The organism is Flavobacterium psychraerolatum (assembly GCF_025960985.1).
Classification (GTDB): Bacteria; Bacteroidota; Bacteroidia; order Flavobacteriales; family Flavobacteriaceae; genus Flavobacterium.
This window is the reverse complement of record NZ_JAOQMX010000007.1, coordinates 49103-66322: the sequence shown is the minus strand read 5'-3', so window position 1 is coordinate 66322 and position 17220 is coordinate 49103. Positions and strand designations below refer to the sequence as shown.

Annotated in this window: 14 protein-coding genes and 1 riboswitch; of the genes, 6 read left to right on the top strand and 8 right to left on the bottom strand. The window is 35.3% G+C overall.

Annotation, left to right across the window (positions count from 1 at the left end):
* The first annotated feature begins 95 nt into the window (after positions 1-95).
* Positions 96-590 (top strand): porin family protein, encoded by a 495-nt coding sequence (locus tag M2326_RS04595; protein WP_264618378.1) that lies wholly within the window; start codon positions 96-98, stop codon positions 588-590.
* A gap of 224 nt (positions 591-814) precedes the next feature.
* Positions 815-1297, top strand: coding sequence for a porin family protein (locus M2326_RS04590; protein WP_264618377.1), 483 nt, complete (start codon positions 815-817; stop codon positions 1295-1297).
* 76 nt (positions 1298-1373) lie between these two features.
* Here the strand turns inward: M2326_RS04590 and metK are convergent, their stop codons facing one another.
* From metK to M2326_RS04575, 3 genes are all read right to left on the bottom strand, one after another.
* The gene (metK, locus tag M2326_RS04585) at positions 1374-2624 is read right to left on the bottom strand and encodes a methionine adenosyltransferase (protein WP_264618376.1); all 1251 of its coding nucleotides are present in this window, start codon (positions 2622-2624) and stop codon (positions 1374-1376) included.
* Positions 2625-3306: 682 nt separating this feature from the next.
* Positions 3307-5262: a DsbA family protein gene (locus M2326_RS04580; RefSeq protein WP_264618375.1), complete on the bottom strand. Its 1956-nt coding sequence runs from the start codon at positions 5260-5262 to the stop codon at positions 3307-3309.
* Positions 5259-6422 carry a pyridoxal phosphate-dependent aminotransferase gene (locus M2326_RS04575; RefSeq protein ID WP_264618374.1) on the bottom strand — a complete coding sequence of 388 codons (1164 nt, stop codon included), beginning with the start codon at positions 6420-6422 and terminating at the stop codon, positions 5259-5261. The genes M2326_RS04580 and M2326_RS04575 overlap by 4 nt, the downstream gene beginning before the upstream one ends.
* 288 nt (positions 6423-6710) lie before the next feature.
* On the opposite strand from M2326_RS04575, the gene M2326_RS04570 reads away from it, so the two are divergent.
* Positions 6711-7289, top strand: coding sequence for a Crp/Fnr family transcriptional regulator (locus M2326_RS04570; RefSeq protein ID WP_264618373.1), 579 nt, complete (start codon positions 6711-6713; stop codon positions 7287-7289).
* Between the two features lie 73 nt (positions 7290-7362).
* Positions 7363-8457, top strand: a complete 1095-nt coding sequence (locus M2326_RS04565) for an alkene reductase (protein WP_264618372.1) — start codon at positions 7363-7365, stop codon at positions 8455-8457.
* A gap of 169 nt (positions 8458-8626) precedes the next feature.
* Here M2326_RS04565 and M2326_RS04560 read toward each other — a convergent pair whose 3' ends face one another.
* The 5 genes from M2326_RS04560 to M2326_RS04540 form a co-directional block, all read right to left on the bottom strand.
* Positions 8627-9781: a lysozyme inhibitor LprI family protein gene (locus tag M2326_RS04560; RefSeq protein WP_264618371.1), complete on the bottom strand. Its 1155-nt coding sequence runs from the start codon at positions 9779-9781 to the stop codon at positions 8627-8629.
* Positions 9782-10110: 329 nt separating this feature from the next.
* Positions 10111-10857 carry a DUF2182 domain-containing protein gene (locus M2326_RS04555; protein WP_264618370.1) on the bottom strand — a complete coding sequence of 249 codons (747 nt, stop codon included), beginning with the start codon at positions 10855-10857 and terminating at the stop codon, positions 10111-10113.
* 4 nt (positions 10858-10861) lie between these two features.
* Positions 10862-12391, bottom strand: a complete 1530-nt coding sequence (locus M2326_RS04550; RefSeq protein WP_264618369.1) for a tyrosinase family protein — start codon at positions 12389-12391, stop codon at positions 10862-10864.
* A 386-nt stretch (positions 12392-12777) separates the two neighbouring features.
* The gene (locus tag M2326_RS04545) at positions 12778-13395 is read right to left on the bottom strand and encodes a hypothetical protein (protein ID WP_264618368.1); all 618 of its coding nucleotides are present in this window, start codon (positions 13393-13395) and stop codon (positions 12778-12780) included.
* Positions 13396-13398: 3 nt separating this feature from the next.
* A complete protein-coding gene (locus M2326_RS04540; RefSeq protein ID WP_264618367.1) occupies positions 13399-14226 on the bottom strand; it encodes a hypothetical protein in 828 nt (275 codons plus the stop codon).
* 512 nt (positions 14227-14738) lie between these two features.
* Here M2326_RS04540 and M2326_RS04535 point away from each other — a divergent pair.
* Entirely contained in the window at positions 14739-16013 is a 1275-nt protein-coding gene (locus M2326_RS04535) for an O-acetylhomoserine aminocarboxypropyltransferase/cysteine synthase family protein (protein WP_264618366.1), read from the top strand.
* A gap of 652 nt (positions 16014-16665) precedes the next feature.
* Positions 16666-16866 (top strand): hypothetical protein, encoded by a 201-nt coding sequence (locus tag M2326_RS04530; protein ID WP_264618365.1) that lies wholly within the window; start codon positions 16666-16668, stop codon positions 16864-16866.
* Between the two features lie 174 nt (positions 16867-17040).
* Positions 17041-17146: riboswitch (SAM riboswitch) on the top strand.
* The last annotated feature ends 74 nt before the right edge of the window (positions 17147-17220 follow it).

Below are 17220 nucleotides of genomic sequence, written 5' to 3'. Positions count from 1 at the left end.
CACTTAAAGTTGTCTGTAAATTTATTTGTTATGGTATAGTGTTTGTTAATGAAAAGAAAAATAGTACTTTTGAAAAGTAAAAAAAACTTAAAATTATGAAAAAATTCGCTCTGTTATTGGCAGTATTATCTTTTGGTTTTGCAAATGCTCAAGCCCCTTTGGAGGAAGGTGGATTGCAACTGAATCTAGGAATTGGAACTTCTGGATGGGGAACACCTGTGTATGCAGGAATTGACTATGGTATCGCTCCAAATTTCACTCTTGGAGGAGAACTTTCGTATCAGTCTTACAACACTGCAGGGTACAAAAGTAACATCTTAGGAATCCAAGCAAATGGGAATTACCATTTCAATGAGATTCTTAATATCCCAAGTGAGTGGGATTTGTATGGAGGGGCTAGTTTAAGCTACTACAATTGGACATCGAAATTTGATGGTAAAAAAGCAGATTACAATGGAGCAGATGATATTGGAGTAGGATTACAAGTTGGAGGTCGTTATTTCTTCACTGATAAATTGGCTATCAACCTGCAATTAGGTGGAAGCAGTGCTTTGAGCGGTGGTAAATTAGGAATCACATTATTATTGTAATACATTTTCTTTTATATACAAAAGGAGTCGTTTCTATCTTGAAGCGACTCCTTTTTTTTTCTTATACAATTCTTTGCTTTTTAATAATACCGATAACATGTATACGACTTATAGTTTTCTATGTTACCATTTTGCTTAAAGGGTTATTTTTGTGTTAAAGTGAATTTGCACATAAAAGAAAAATACTAGGTTTGTCAGATAAAACTTAAAATAAACTTTTTATTATGAAAAAAATCGCTCTATTATTAGCTCTATTTTCTCTTGTTTTTGCACATGCTCAAGCTCCATTGGAAAAAGGTGGATTGCAGCTTAATGCTGGTTTTGGAACTTCAAATTGGGGAACACCTGTGTATGCAGGTCTTGATTATGGTATTGCAAAAAATGTTACACTTGGCGCAGAGTTGTCTTACCAATCTTATAACGGGTTTGGTTATGACAATAGCATGTTTGGAATTCAAGCCAATGGGAACTACCACTTCAATGAACTTTTGAATATTCCTAGCAAATGGGATTTATACGCAGGAGCTAGTTTGAGTTATTTTAGTTGGTCTAAAAGAGATGTAAATAATATTGGTCCTGATGACCTTGGAGTAGGACTACAAGTTGGCGGGCGCTATTTCTTTACAGATAAACTTGGTGTTAATTTACAAGTCGGAGGTAGCAGTGCTCTTGGAGGTGGTAAAATTGGACTCACTTTGAAATTGTAAATACCAATTTTTTATGCTAAAAAAAGGCTGTCTTACAATCAAGACAGCCTTTAAAATTATATAACAGTTCAGAATATTACAATCCGAAAGCTGCTTTTACTTGATCAACAAAATCCAATTTTTCCCAAGTAAACAATTCTACCTCAACAGTTTTTGTTAAACCACCTGGAGCAGAGAACGTTTTAGAAACCGTTTCAGGCGTACGTCCCATGTGTCCGTAAGCAGCAGTTTCACTGTAAATTGGGTTTCTCAATTTCAAACGTTGCTCAATAAAGTAAGGGCGCATATCAAAGATTGCTTCTACTTTTTTGGCAATTTCGCCATCTGTCAAGTTTACTTTAGCTTTACCGTAAGTCTCAATAAAGATTCCCATAGGTTTTGCAACACCAATTGCATACGATACTTGAACCAAGATTTCGTCAGCAACACCAGCAGCAACTAAGTTTTTGGCAATATGACGTGTTGCATAAGCAGCACTTCTGTCCACCTTTGAAGGATCTTTTCCAGAGAAAGCACCACCACCGTGAGCACCTTTACCACCGTAAGTATCCACGATAATTTTTCTACCAGTCAAACCAGTATCACCGTGAGGACCTCCAATCACAAATTTCCCAGTTGGGTTAATATGGTATTGAATTTTATCGTTAAATAAGTGAGCAATAGTTGGGTTCTTAGCAATGATTCTTGGGATTAAAATCTCCACAATATCTTTCTTGATTTTTGCAAGCATTGCTTGCTCTTCGTCAAAATCATCGTGTTGTGTAGAGATTACAATCGCTTCGATGCGCACAGGCACATTGTCATCGCTGTATTCTAACGTTACTTGAGATTTAGCATCCGGACGTAAATAAGGAATCTCCTTGTTTTCACGTCTTAAAATTGCCAATTCTTTCAATAAACTATGGGATAAATCCAATGCCAATGGCATGTAGTTTTCTGTTTCGTTGGTTGCATAACCAAACATCATTCCTTGGTCACCTGCTCCTTGCTCCTCTGGGCTAGAACGGTCAACACCTTGATTGATATCTGCAGATTGTTCGTGGATAGCCGATAAAATACCGCAAGAATTTGCTTCAAACATGTATTCACTTTTCGTATATCCAATTTTTCGAATTACTTCACGAGCAATATGTTGTACATCCAAGTATGTATTTGATTTTACCTCTCCAGCTAGAATCACTTGACCTGTTGTAACTAGTGTTTCACAAGCTACTTTTGAATCTGCGTCAAAGGCCAAAAAGTTGTCAATCAATGCATCCGAAATTTGGTCTGCAATCTTATCTGGATGTCCTTCGCTCACAGATTCTGACGTAAATAAATAAGCCATAATAAATATTTTTTAAAATTAAGCGAGGAAAAATAATTGCGAAAAAAGGACTAAAGGAGAGTATCTGCTTTAGCATTTTTTTCTACCAAAAAAACTTTGGCACTCATAATCAACTAAGTTCATTATGAAGAGGTTGCAATCAGTTCAAATTTTTCCTCTTGTATTTTGAGGTGCAAAGGTATGAAACGATTTTGGATTGCAAATTATTCTTAACTTATTTTTTAAATTAAAAAGGGCCAAAATTAATTTCACATAGAACCATTTGCAGTTTCAAATGGTCATTGTAGTCGGGAATAGAAGTGTTTTTTTATTTTGGTATACTTTTTTTTGGCCACAGATGTTGAGCAGATTGAACAAAACAGGATGTGGTTAAACTTGATAGTAGTTGAGTTTATCCAAAAAAGTAATTGCAGAGAATAAATTTTATAATTATTTGTAGGAGTTGCCTTTTAGTTTATAGTAATGTTAAGAAGTAGTATGAAAAAGCTTTAGCCAAATAATGAAAATATTTCGGCTAAAGCTAGAAAGTTTGCATGATAATCAATTGGTTAATTTCCCTTTTTTATTAGTTTATTAGGCTGTGGTACTGTTTTTTAATCTGTATTCCTTTTCTATATATAGCTTCCTACGAACTAATTTAAAGATTTTTTTCATTCCTAGGTTGTCTATACGAGCAAAGTGATTACCAAACGCTACTTTTTTTTCTTTTTGAGGGTTCGATATAAGTCCAAAAGGAACCATTTTTACTGTCATATTTTTTAATGACTCCTTTTTTAAATAAATTACTTAAAATTTGTTGGCTCTCTTCAACCGTTTGATTGGTTATAAAAGCATATTCCGATTCAGTCATGTTGTTAAAAAGTTGAAACATAGATTCTGGAGTGATTTTGATTGTGCTTTTGGAGAGGTCAGGAAGATACTGTCGAAGAATTTCTTCAAATTTTTCATAGGGGTGCAGGCCAGCAAGTGTCGTTTTGATTTCGTTGTCTATTGAAAATAGTATCGTTGGAAAAGAAGTGATATTTAGTTCTTTGGCATAGTCCAAATCTTCCTGAAAAAGTCCCAGTCCTTTTACTTTTAGATCTTTAAATAGTAAAGCTGAATCCAATCCACAGGTTAAAGCTGCTTTCTCAATTTCTGGCCATTTACTGATATTCTTTTTTTCGATAAAAATCATTTCTTGCATCCTTCTCAAAAACGAGATTGCCTTATCGTTGCTTTGAAGCTGTGCGGCCTTAAATGCTATTGATGGAGGGTAGGAGGAGTCCAATGGATCGTCTATCCAAATATCACCATCCAGTGGGGTATTGTGTTCTTTGCTTACCTCTTCCCAGTGTTTGGCGACATCGGTAGCGTTTTTGATCCTGCCACGGGTATAATTATCCCAAGAAGGTAATAGCCCGCCCATGAGATACTCAAAATTTAAATAATTGCCGTATTCCAATTTTAATTTTCGTAATACGGGTTGAATCACCCAGCATGTAGAGCAAATTGGGTCTGTGAAATAAGTTATCTTTAGTGGCTTACGATCTGTAGTTTCATTTTTGTCTTTGTCGGTTACCAGTGGTAAAATATAACCTCTTTCACTGTGTTTCTCAGGTTCCAAGAAAGTTTTCTTCAATAGACGACCTTGTTCAAGATGGTTCGTTAGATCGGCAGAGCGTTCTTGATAAAAACGTTCAAAAGCACTTTCAAGTGTAGCCGATGTCATTAGGGTACTTGTCAATGTTTGGGCGTCAAGAAGTGCGTTGGTTGTTCCTGCACTTGTAAACGGAAGAGCCAAATGTGCCGCATCACCAATCAAAACTACATTGTCTTTGTGAAAAGTAGGTAAAGTATTGAAATCTCTTGTTTTCCAGATGTACGAAGTAGCAAAATCATTGACGTCAAGAACTGCTCTCACCTCATCTGGAAATTCTTCAAGCATTTTATAGCAAAACTCTTTTAGTGCCTCAGGACTTTGCCCTTCATGTCCTGTAGCAAGTTTTACATCATATTGCATAAACCAAACCGATTCATCACAAGAAGCGGGAATAAAACCAAATGCTAAACCTTTGATCTTACTTTGGTATTTCTGGAAAACTACTTTTTCAGGATCATCGATAGCTCTTTTTTTTGAAATCCCAACTATCTCGTTCACCTCCACTGGCGTAAAAGTTACTTTACCAAACAGTGCTTCTCTTACTTTGGAGTTGCTACCGTCGGCACCTATAAAAAGATCGCCGTACTCTATTTCTCCATTTTCAAATACAGCAGCGCTAGCTTTATTATTTTCGTATAAAAAATGAGAAAAAACACGTCCCATCTTTAAAGTTTCATTCGTGAAAAAAGAATATAAGTATGAGATAAGTTCCACACGTTTCATGCAGTGCCATCCATCCAACTTGATTCGGATCTCTTCGTCTCCATTAGGTCTTTTTAAACTAAATAAATTGACATTTTGTTTGTGTAAGGTACAAGTCTGTTCTTTAGAAAATTCAGCTAAAATGGAAAGTCCATCAGCACTCATCAAGAAGGCATGACCTTGATTGAGCATACTCGCTGCGCGCTCATTGATTATGACTTGCCAGTTTTCTTTTCGTAACAATAGCGCCATAGTCATTCCGGCTATACCACCGCCTAGAATCACCGCTTTCATTTCAACACGGTTTTAATGCGGTACATTGCCTCTTGAATCACTTCTTCAGACGTGGCAAAACTCATCCGGATATGACCTTCGGCACCTTCTCCAAACCATTGCTTCAGTCCAGGTACTACTGCTACTTTGGCCTCTTGTAGTAAGATTTCGTAAATTTCTTGACTGGATTTTTTAGTTGCTGTGATGTTGGTAAATGCAACGTAGCAACCCTCGGGAGCAATGCAATTAAAACTAGGAATCGTATTGAGCTCGTCTACAAGTAGTGTTCTCATCTTTGTGAGGTGTGATACAAAATGGTCTAGGTAATATCCACATTCGTTGAGAGCAGCAGTAGCAGCCACTTGAGATAAAACTGTGGCACCATGCACTGTAGAATTGTGCAAAGAGATGTCCATTAATAAATTAAAGTGCTTTTGATTGTGAGCAATCACCGCTCCAATGCGCAAGCCCGCTAGTCCGTAGGATTTGCTAAAGCCAGTAATGGTTATGGTTTGATTTCGAATTTCATCATTAATTGAAGCAATGCTCGTGAATACAGCAGGTTTAAAGACGATATCACTCCATATTTCATCAGACAAAATAATTAAATTGTATTTACAGGCAAATTTTCCCAATGTTGTAAGTTCCTTTCTGGTAAAAACTTTTCCAGTAGGATTAAGTGGGTTGCACAAGCAAATCATTTTGGTACGTTTGGTAATTAAGTGTTCTATAGCATCAAAATCCAGCTCAGAAGTTCCTGGGGGAATAGCAAAAGGAACTGCTTTTCCACCCACATTTTCAATCGAATAACGGAATAAAAAATCAACAGGATCAAAAATGATAGCCTCGTCACCAATATTCAAAAAAGCTTTGCAAGTCAAAAAAATACCAAAAGCAGCACTGTCCACAGGAAAAGCAAATTCGGGTTGCACAGGAACATTACGACGTTGTTGGAAATAAGTTGCAATACTTTCCTTGAATTCCGGAAGTCCTTCGGGAGGCGTATAACAAAAGTAGCGGTCTTTGGCAAATTTAGAAATCGCTTCGGCAATTTCGGGAGCGCTTTTAAAATCGGGGTCTGCAGCTGTAAGCGGAATGACACCTTCGGGAACGGTGGCCCATCTTAAATTGTAGGCACGTTTTTTGAGTAAATCAAAATCGATTGCATTGTTTTGAAACATTGTATTAAATAGTTTTGAGATTTGGGGCACATTCCAAAAATAAATGCGCTTCTCAAAAATAAGCGTTTTTTTTGATACCTACGTTGTTCACGTTCGCAATTATTAGGAGTATTTTTTAGTTTTATTAGATCTCTGTTTTTCGATAATTAATCCGTTTAATCTCTGGCTTCATGATAGCTAATTCATTTGATCTGTTTCCTTTTATTCTACACCGAAAAGCGATTCTGAAATTTGATAATCCTTGTTTTTGTTATTGTAAAAAGCGAAACATTTTATGATATTTGTACCATGCATCAATCAATACTTCAGCACGTCTATCAACACATCAGTCCAAAAGAGGACGACGTCATATTTTTTAACGGAATGTTAAATGAAGTAACCGTTCCCAAAGGCACATTTTTACTCCAACCAGGCAACCATGTAAAAGATGAATTTTTTGTGGTCAAAGGTTGTTTAAAGGCCTACTATATGGATGTGAAAGGAAATCAACACATTATACAATTTGCAGTAGAAAATTGGTGGGTTGGAGATTTTGACGCTTTCTACAACAATACTCCCTCTAGCATTTACATCGAGGCCATAGAAGATTCTTTGTTGTTGTCAATAGACAGTGACAGTCTAAATCATGTATTCGAAAAAGCGCCTATTTTTGAACGCTATTTCCGAATTTTAGTAACCGAAGCTTTTATCTCGCAACGCAAACGCATATTATCTGCCCAAGAAAAAAACACACAACAACGCTATGTTGAATTTTGTACTTCCTATTCGAATATAGAAAACCGAGTTGCCAATTATGATATTGCCAACTATCTAGGTGTTTCTCCCGAAAATTTAAGTAGGGTTAGACGAAAGTTAAAGATCTCCTAATTGATCCAAGTCAATTGCTATCGCTTTTAGTTTTTTTAATTTTGTGTCAATACTAACTTAGAAATACAGTAACATGAGCACAAAAAATGTCTTAACACCCTATAAAAGTAATAACCTTGATTTGAGAAATAGAGTTGTCATGGCACCGATGACCCGCAGTAGAGCGGCAAATGAAGGCAATGTAGCAACAGATGATTTGCAAGGGTTGTATTATGAGCAACGCGCTTCGGCCGGTTTATTAATTACCGAAGGATCTCAAGTTTCGGCAGAAGCAGTAGGGTATATCAATACTCCTGGGATTTATACTGCAGAACAAGTCGAAGGTTGGAAAAAAGTGACCAAACGGGTACACGACAAAAACGGTAAAATATTTATACAGTTATGGCATGTTGGACGTATCTCACATCCTGATTTTCATAACGGTGCTTTGCCAGTGTCTGCATCTGCAATAAATCCAGAGGCAAAAGCATTTACTTATACTGGTTTCAAAGATACCGTGACACCAAAAGAAATGACGATTGAAGATATCAAGAGAACAGTAAAAGATTTTCAAACAGCAGGAGCAAATGCAATCAAAGCAGGTTTTGATGGTGTCGAAATCCATTCTTCAAACGGCTATTTATTCCAGCAATTCTTCAACGGATGTTCTAATACCCGTACTGATGAATATGGTGGAAGTATCGAAAATAGAGCGCGTTTTTTCTTTGAAGTTTTAGATGCTATGAAAGAAGTAATGCCAGAACAAAAAATAGGAGCTCGTTTTAATCCTTCTTGCCACGGGATGTTCGGAATGGAAGTCGATAAAGAGACCATTCCAACTTTCGAATATATTATCAAAAAATTAAACGAATATGATTTGGCTTATGTGCATTTGTCGGAGCCTTTTACAGATGTTTCCGAAGTACCTTTTGCAGTTACTGAAATCGCAAAACATTTCCGTCCTTTGTACAATGGAACATTGATTATCAATACTGCATTTGATAAAGAAAAAGGGGATAAAGTAATTGCAAACGGAGATGCTGATTTGGTTGCCTATGGAAAACCATTTATTTCAAATCCAGATCTAGTAGAACGTTTTGAACAAGGTGTAGCTTTGACCGAATGGGATGCAGATACATTTTATACAGCAGGAGCAAAGGGATATACCGACTATCCAACAATGAAATAAAGTAATTTAGCAATAAAATTACAACGATGCTAAAACTAATTGAAATGACATAATTGTCTTTCGTTGGTCTTAGCATCGTTTTTTATTTTAAGTTTAATATTGTTTTCTTGTTTCTGTAGAGGCGAAATGAAACGGTAGCAATTCCTTTGGTATTTTAAGAAATGAAAAATTAGTAGCTAAATTCTAAAATTTGATTCAGTTCTTTGGTTCTTATTTCTGTTAACCAGTTTTTCCAAACTATTTCACTTATCGAAGGGGCTAGTTGGTGAAAAAGTACCGCTGATGCATCGCGATAGCCAATCCATAAACGCTGTACCGAGCGGAGACCCTCGTAGTCGACAGAAGCATTAAAATCATTTATGGGCTTTTTCTTTAATTGACTTACAATACGTTGATAGGTTTTGTTTAATTTGCGATCAGCCTCATTACAGTTAGCAAGCGTATCAGGTTTTATTCCTTTATTTATCTTTTCGACTAAATTTAAATAGTCATTCTTTTGTTTCATTATAGATGCTCTGGTCCAAGCAGCATAACCCGTACCGCCGTTTAACTCTTCTTTCCATGCTTTTTCTTCAATAAATTTTTCGGCAACAGTAAAGGTAGGCAACAATAAATTACCAGCATTGTGCTGCAATCTAGCCGTAAGTTTTTCAATTCGAATGCTATACTCTTTATTGGCTTGCTTCTCTGCTTTTGCTGAGCAGTAAGATAAACCACTGCCGCTGCTCACATAATCACAAATGTTAAATACGAAGGGTTTGTTAGCTTTCCAATTTTTATAAATAGAATCTACAGCAAATTCCAATTCAGCTGGTACAAAGCTTCCTCGGCTTATGAGTTGCAAAACCAGTTTTGTATTGGGCTTACCAAATCGTCCGCCGCGAGAGGCTTCTTCCGCTAGTTCCCAAATACTATAAGGGCCATTTAGTTCATTCTCCTTAATATTATATTGCTCAATAAATTTTTTTGCATCGAAAGGTCCTGCTTCGACACACTTTTTCACCGTTGCGAGATACTCTTTTTCATTAAAAATAGTTAATGATGGATTCTGAGCCTTTGCTTGGTTGTATATTTCGAGTGCCTGCTCTGGATTTGCTAGTGTTAGGCTGTTAGCACGAAACAAAAGAGCCTCAAACATTGCTCCAACAGATTCCTGATGTCCCATTTTGGCCGCTTCCGAGTAATGGAAAATACGTTCTTCGTCGGTCAGTACGTACTTATACGCAAGCGCATAATGTGCATCAGGATTGTTCATGCTCGCAGCAGTTGTATATAATTCTTTCGCTTTGTCTTTGTTGCCTGCAGTATAAGCGGAATCTGCCATTTTTAAATAACTAACGCTTGTTTGACTCAGAACGGCATTCGAAATCATAAAAAACAGTAGAAGAAAAATTTGTATTTTATTCATTGGGGGTTATGATTTGATGGGTGACTGTTTTTAGGTAGATTATAAAGATAAATTTCCTTTCATTGTATTCGATCTGGTGACAGTAGAGCGGTGAGGCAGTCCTGAGCGACAGCCGAAGGATTGAATCATGGTTTTATTAGTGCATCTGTTTGCTATCGCTCGGGAGTTGGCTTTTCAGGTCGAACGAGATCTTAGCGATTGTATATAAGTGATTATTTAAGGGTCAACATCAATTGCCATGGTTTCTATTTTCTAATTTTTATTTGGGAAATAACAAAAAATAATAATTTGGGACGTAAGTTTAAATTCCAAGAGGGTCTTTGTGGATGTTCTAAATGTTCGCTAATCATTATGGAAGTCACAATAATCATTGCAAAATTATGTCCATAGGGTAGTACCATTGGAAACAACATTAATGCCCAACCTGCCCCGACACACCAAACGCCGTGCATCATTCCATACAAAAATGCATCTTTATATGCACGAAAACCAAATGCAGATAATGTCCAATGGTTATGTCCTCGATTAAGAAAGAGTTGCTTAAGTGGTGAAAATTGCCAAATGATTGCAGTAATACCTAACCCAATGGCAGGAAGATATGAATTAGGCATCACTAAATGGAATCCAAGAATTAGGGAAATCATAAAAACCCCCACAATAGTCCATATTGTAATGTATCCAAATACAAAAAGTAAGGAAGAAGGGAAACGAATATGTTTAAAGCTTTTTGAGTAGATCTGTTGAATTGGAATAATAAGTTTGGGAAGCATCATAGCAACCACCATCAACAACCACCCAACTAAAAGTGTATGAAATGGATTCATTTCAAGTAACATACTCAGTGATGCTGCTGAAGCTCCCGAATCTGAAACGTGGCAGTGTCCAACTGTCATAAGTTGTCCAGGATTTAGCAAAAGTAGTATCCAGGTTATAAAACTTATGCTTAGAAGCACAACATTAATTGCTGTTTTAGTTCTATTCGATAGCCTCATACAATTATTTGTTGGTTTTACGATAGATACTTATTCTGTCGATAGTTAATTCATTACCTGCTGCTATTATATTTACTGGCTGAATAAGTACGTCCAAAGAATTGACATCGATTACACCGTTAATTTGCATTTTGTCAACAATTTTGGTGATATCCAATTTTATTGTCAGTCCTGCGCCTCCGTGAGAACCATCTTTTGAGGAAGCATTATGAAGACCAAAAAGAGAAATATGATCAACATATTGATGATTTACAGAAACCGTGCAAACAATAGAATCTTCTTCTCCTTTAACACCTTCTAATTGCAAGTAAACTTCATCAGGAAGATCATTAGAAGAAACTTCTTTTAAGTTTTCTGTCAAAAGTAGTTTGTTAAGGCTTTTTGTTACCTTATTCCAACCTTTGGAATCAAGAATAACACTTGTGCGTGTTCCTGAAGCGCCCAACACAATTGAATTATTGTTTGCTCCAACCAATTCTGAATTACCATTTTGTTTCATATCATCATCAGTTTTTTTCGTTTCATTTAGTATAACCCCAAAATTACGTAGCCTAACTGTGCTTTTACTTGCCAATATAGGTGTTGCCCCTAATGATAAGTCATCATAAGTATAATTGAGTTGGCTGATGCTATTGACCATACGTGGCGTAAATTGCCACGCAGACCTGTCCGGCTTTGGCATAAAAAACTTTCTATCACCAGTAGCTGTCGGTCCGTTAAGCCACAGTGATTCATTAGGATTATTTTTTCCTGTAAAATTCCAAGCAGCCCACATACGGTCAATATTGCAATGGTGTAAATAAAAAATAGGGTCAAGACCTGCTGTGCTAGGACTAGACATTAATCCACCAAGGCCTGTTTGAGGATTTTGCCCTCCTATGGCACCGTGCACAATATTGTGAGGATTGTTTTCAATGCTACCTCTATTATCATAACCTGAATGTTCAAAACCAGTTGCTAAGCCTCCATAAAAATAAGGTTGGTCGCCTTCATAAAGTTCCTGCTTTTGACATTCTTGATTGATATTCCAAGCAGACAAAGGGATAAAGACATTACCATTGTTAGTAGGTCCATATCTGGCATTGACTAAAAGAGGATTGGGACTATCATCAGGCAGTGTTTGCTGGGTAAATGCAGGTGGTATTTGGAATTGATTTCCATTTCCAAAATAATTCCAGTATGGTAAAGCCCAATCGTTAGGACCTCCGATACTTATAATTATCTCCCGAAGTACATCCTCAACTGCGTAGAGGTAGCCACGATGCCAAGGAAGAAAAAACCAAGTGCCGTGCTGACATTGGTCCCAATACTGTTTAACTTGATTAGGAGATGGCATAGGCGTATTGGGTACAATAGGTGGTGAAAGAATCTCCGGCCAATTATTTCCATGCATCGCAGCGAAAAACCACCAACTTATTTCATCATTCAATGCACGGGACTGCATTTCACGAACAGCTTTAGCGTACCACAAGAGATCAAGATTAGAAAATGTACCGCCTTGATTCCACGCATTTTTTCTTGTTAATGTTGTCATGTTTTTATGTTATTAATTGATTTATTGTCTTGTTTGTCGTCATTTGCCTTACTGCCAACGTCAGTCTGTGAAAAAACCTCCGTTTACTTTATTCAAATATAAGAAAATAATTGAAATGTACGACAGAAAAATTGTATGTTTAATAAAGCTATATCGCACAGGGATATAGTGCAATCAGATGTTTTTTTTAAAATTTTGGAAAAGGGATTCACTGTAAGCTTACCCTAAAATATACTCAAAAAAAAAGAGGACACTTTGTCCTCTTAAATAACCTAAACTTGTTTATCGATATCCCCATAGTGGCGGAAGTAGAGCGGTTCCGTTCAACCGCGGTTTCATTGTTGACTTTTCAAGCCCAACGAAACCTTTGCTGTTGTACGCAGGATTTATATACAGTAAAATGCACTTTCGTTAATTTCAATATTATCTTCATCGTAATAATTTTTAGTTTCTAATCTGTAACCAGCTTGATTTTTGATATGTCCTTTATATCCTATATATTTTAAAATTAAAATTGATACTAACATATGAAGTCTGTCAGCTTCAAGGTGTAATTCTTTAATTTTTGTTTTTAATAATCCTTCTTCATAAGGTGTTTTACCGTGCAGAAACTTATTTCGAGTATTTAATAATAATTCAAGTTTTTGAGGTAATTCAATATTATAAAGTTTGTAGGATAGTAAAAACTTATCTTTATTAAATGGTGTATTTAAATATGTTATTTTTTTTAATAGAACAGTGTGTTCTAATTCCGTAAAATTTGTTTTTTCTTTATCAATAATTGATTGTAATTCTTTCAAGACTGAATTTAGGTTTTTTGTGTTTTTTATTGGGGCAAAAAATATTTTATTTTCTAATTGTATTAGTGATGTTGTAGTTTCAAGAGCAACGCTGAATATTGAACATTTAATTAAAGGAGATTCAATTTCATTTCCTTCAATAATCAACTCTATTGTTCTTTCTAATTCAGGTTTTGATTTTATTTGAGTTATTAATATTGACAATGTTTATTCAGGAAAAAGTAGAGGTGTAAGTTTTGGATAGTCTTGACAATCTGTATTTATGAATTGTCTATATTGTTGTGGATTAATTATTTCTTGATTTGAAATTACAGAATTGCCAAAATAACAATAATAAAATGTTGATGGTTCTTCAAAATATAAAGATTCATATGAAAAAAAGTAATGTTCTTTTTGATACCAGTTTCCAGTTAAAAAGCCAATTGATTTAAGTGTTGTTTCACAAATATTTCTAAATAATTGAAAATTAATTTCGTTTAAGCATTCAATTACTAAATAATTGATTTCATTTTTTTTATAACGGTAAGTATGAAAAATTCTATTTTCAATTTCTATATTTATTAAACCAAGACTATAATGTGTTTCGTTACAGGAATATTCTGAACCAAGAAATATTGTTGTTAAATTTGATTCTTCTATTTTAATAAGCAATCGAAAAAATGAATTCAATTCTAATGGAAATAGTTCAGAATGCAATGTTGAAAGTTCTCCTTTTATGTTTTCTGATTGGGCAAAACTTTTAGCCGAAATTTTAGTCGTTCCTTTTGCAGGAATTATGTATGTTACATTATTTGAAACAACTCTAAAATTTTCGTTTAAGCCTAATTTTTGGAATGTTATTTGGTCAGGGTTTAATTTTGTTTTTAATTTTAGGTTAAAGTCAAAATTGTTTTTGTCATTATTTTTAGATAACTCAATTTCACAATTATCAATAGGAAAAGAATCATTCAGAATGATGAAGTTTTTATCTGCTAAAAGGTTTTCAACTTTAGCAATTTCTTTTTCTATATTTTTATGATATTTTCTTTTTAACACGGGATTTTTTTTAATCTTGCGTACAACGTGTAAATAGGCGAAGCGAACCTTCGCTTATACACCCAAAATTAGGTGGCTTTACGAAAGTTTCATTTCGTTTCTTTACTTTTTACAAATGTAATAAAACTTTCCTACAAATAATAAACAAAAAACACTCCCGATCATACCGAAGTTTCAGAAGGTATCCTTGCGATTGTGATAGCCAAGTCAAGAAATATAGTTTAGAGTAGTAGCGTTATAGACGAGAAACGAAATCCTTCCATTCCCGAATTCAATTAAGTAAATTGTTAATTAATCTAAAATCATTTGGATAAATGGAAATAGTTTAAGAAATTTGGGTAAAAATTGTTAAAAAGATGAAATCAACTTCGTTTTGCATGTGGATGACCAAACAGAAATCGTTCTGGAGTCTTACTATTACTTAATATGAAGTAAAATGATATAGCAAAGCCTCCCGAGAAATTGGAAGGCTTTTTTTTTGAAATAGATACTAATACACTAATAAATAAATCATGAGTACTTTAAAATTTGAGACTAACGCATTACACGCAGGACACGATGTTACAAAACACGCAGGAACACGAGCGGTGCCTATTTACCAAACGTCTTCGTATGTTTTTAACAATTCTGAACATGCGGCTAACTTATTTGGTTTGGCTGAGGCGGGTTTTATCTACACACGTTTGAACAATCCAACCAATGATATTTTGGAGCAACGTTTGGCAGCACTTGAAGGTGGAATAGCAGCAGTCGTTACCGCATCTGGTACGGCGGCGATTGCAACTTCATTATTGACTATTTTGAAAACAGGTGACCATATTGTAGCGTCAAGCAGTTTGTATGGTGGAACGTTTAATTTGTTAAATTCCACTTTACCCCGTTTAGGAATTACTACGACTTTTGTTGACCCTTCTGATGCAGCAAATTTTGAAAATGCAGCAAATGAAAATACAAAAGTAATTTTTGTAGAAAGTCTTGGTAACCCTAAATTGGATGTTTTGGATTTGAAAGCTATAGCTTTGGTGGCCAATAAATTGAAAGTTCCCTTTATGGTTGATAATACAGTGCCTTCACCTGCTTTGCTAAATCCAATTGCACATGGTGCCAACATTGTTATCCACTCGTTAACGAAATACATTTGCGGTAACGGAACTTCACTTGGTGGAGCTGTTATTGATGCAGGAACTTTTGACTGGAGCAGCGGACGTTTTCCTGAGTTTACAGAGCCAAATGCTGGATACCATGGTTTGGTGTATCATGATGCGCTAGGTGCGGCAGCTTTTATTGCCAAAGTTAGAGTTGAAGGATTGCGTGATTATGGTGCAGCTTTGAGTCCGTTAAATGCGTTCCAGATTATTCAAGGATTAGAGACGTTGTCTGTGCGTGTGCAAAGACACAGTGAAAATGGTTTGGCATTGGCCGAATGGTTGGAAGGACAAGATCAAGTAGCTTGGGTAAATTATCCAGGATTGAAGTCTAGCAAATATTATGACTTGGCCAAAGAGTATTTGCCAAAGGGTCAAAATGGGTTGTTGACTTTTGGATTGAAAGGTGGATTTGAAGCTGCCAAAAAAGTGGCTGACGACACGAAATTGTTTTCCTTGTTAGCAAATATTGGAGATACAAAATCATTAATCATTCACCCATCAAGCACAACGCATCAACAATTGTCAGAGGAGCAACAATTGGGTTCAGGGGTTTCGAAAGATTTAATTCGCCTTTCGGTAGGATTAGAAAATATCGAAGATTTGAAAGCCGATTTGAAAGCCGTTTTTGATACTTTATAATAACCGTAAATTAAAGCGGTCTTAACATCCAATCAGGATTTGGAGTGTATTTTTGAGAAGTCAAATCAGAGGAGCGGAATAGAGAAGTTTTAAAAGGAACTTGAAGAAAAAGCTCCTAATTGATTTGTTTTTTGATAATACTATCAAAATTTTGAATTGAAAATGCAATTAACTGTTAATTAGTGCAATTAAGGTTAAATTTATTAAAAATAATAAGCGGCGATTGAGATTATTTCATATCTTTGCTAAACAAAAGAAAAAAAATGAATTTTATTACTTGTAAAAAATCGATGGTCCATTTTAAGAAAATCCGCAGGAGTGCGATTGCATAATTTATATAGTCAAATAAGATTAAAAATATAGCAAAAGCCTCCTGAGAAATCAGGAGGTTTTTTTGTTACAAGATTAAAAATAGTAATACAATTCTAAGAAAATGATTTCAATTAGAACTAAACATATTAAAATGACATCCGTTGCTGTGTTCTGTGCACAGAAGCTGGTCTGTTGATACCCAAAAGAAACGTTTATAAATACAATAAACCCTTTTGGTCTTCAATCCAAAAGGGTTTTTTTTTCGTAAATGGGGAAAGTTAAAAAGAATAACAAACAAAAATAGAAACAAACAAAAAGTAAAACAATTAAAACAAAAATTATGAGAACAAGAAGAATCATCACTGGAGCAATCAATTTATTAAGGGGCAGGAGAGGTAGCCGTCTAGAAGCTGGAACAACTGAAGAGTTAACGAATACTAGATTTGGAATTGCAGCAGGAGCTAAGTTTAAAAACCAAAAAAATGTGGTCAACACATTATTATTAATGTACTCTAAGGAAAATGAAACACTCTTTATATAAAAAGGATTTTGAAAAATTAGATTGAAACGCAAGTAGTCTCTGAGTGAAATGATTCAGTTGTTACTTGCGTTTTTGTTTTAGGCCTATTTTGTAATCAAAACAGAGTCGGTAAAATTTGTTTGTTTAAAAAAATAGTAGTTACTTTGTATATTAAATGTTCATAAACGTATTGAAATGTTATAAAGAAAGGACGAGGGATTAGACCCGGTGACGCCTTAGCAACCCTTCGATTCATCGAAGAAGGTGCTGCATTCTACCGCTCTCCGCGGAAAGATAACAACGCAAACTCTGCTAGTTTATGCAACTCTTTCTTTTTCCTTATAATATTTCCATAGAAATCATAATAACACGATT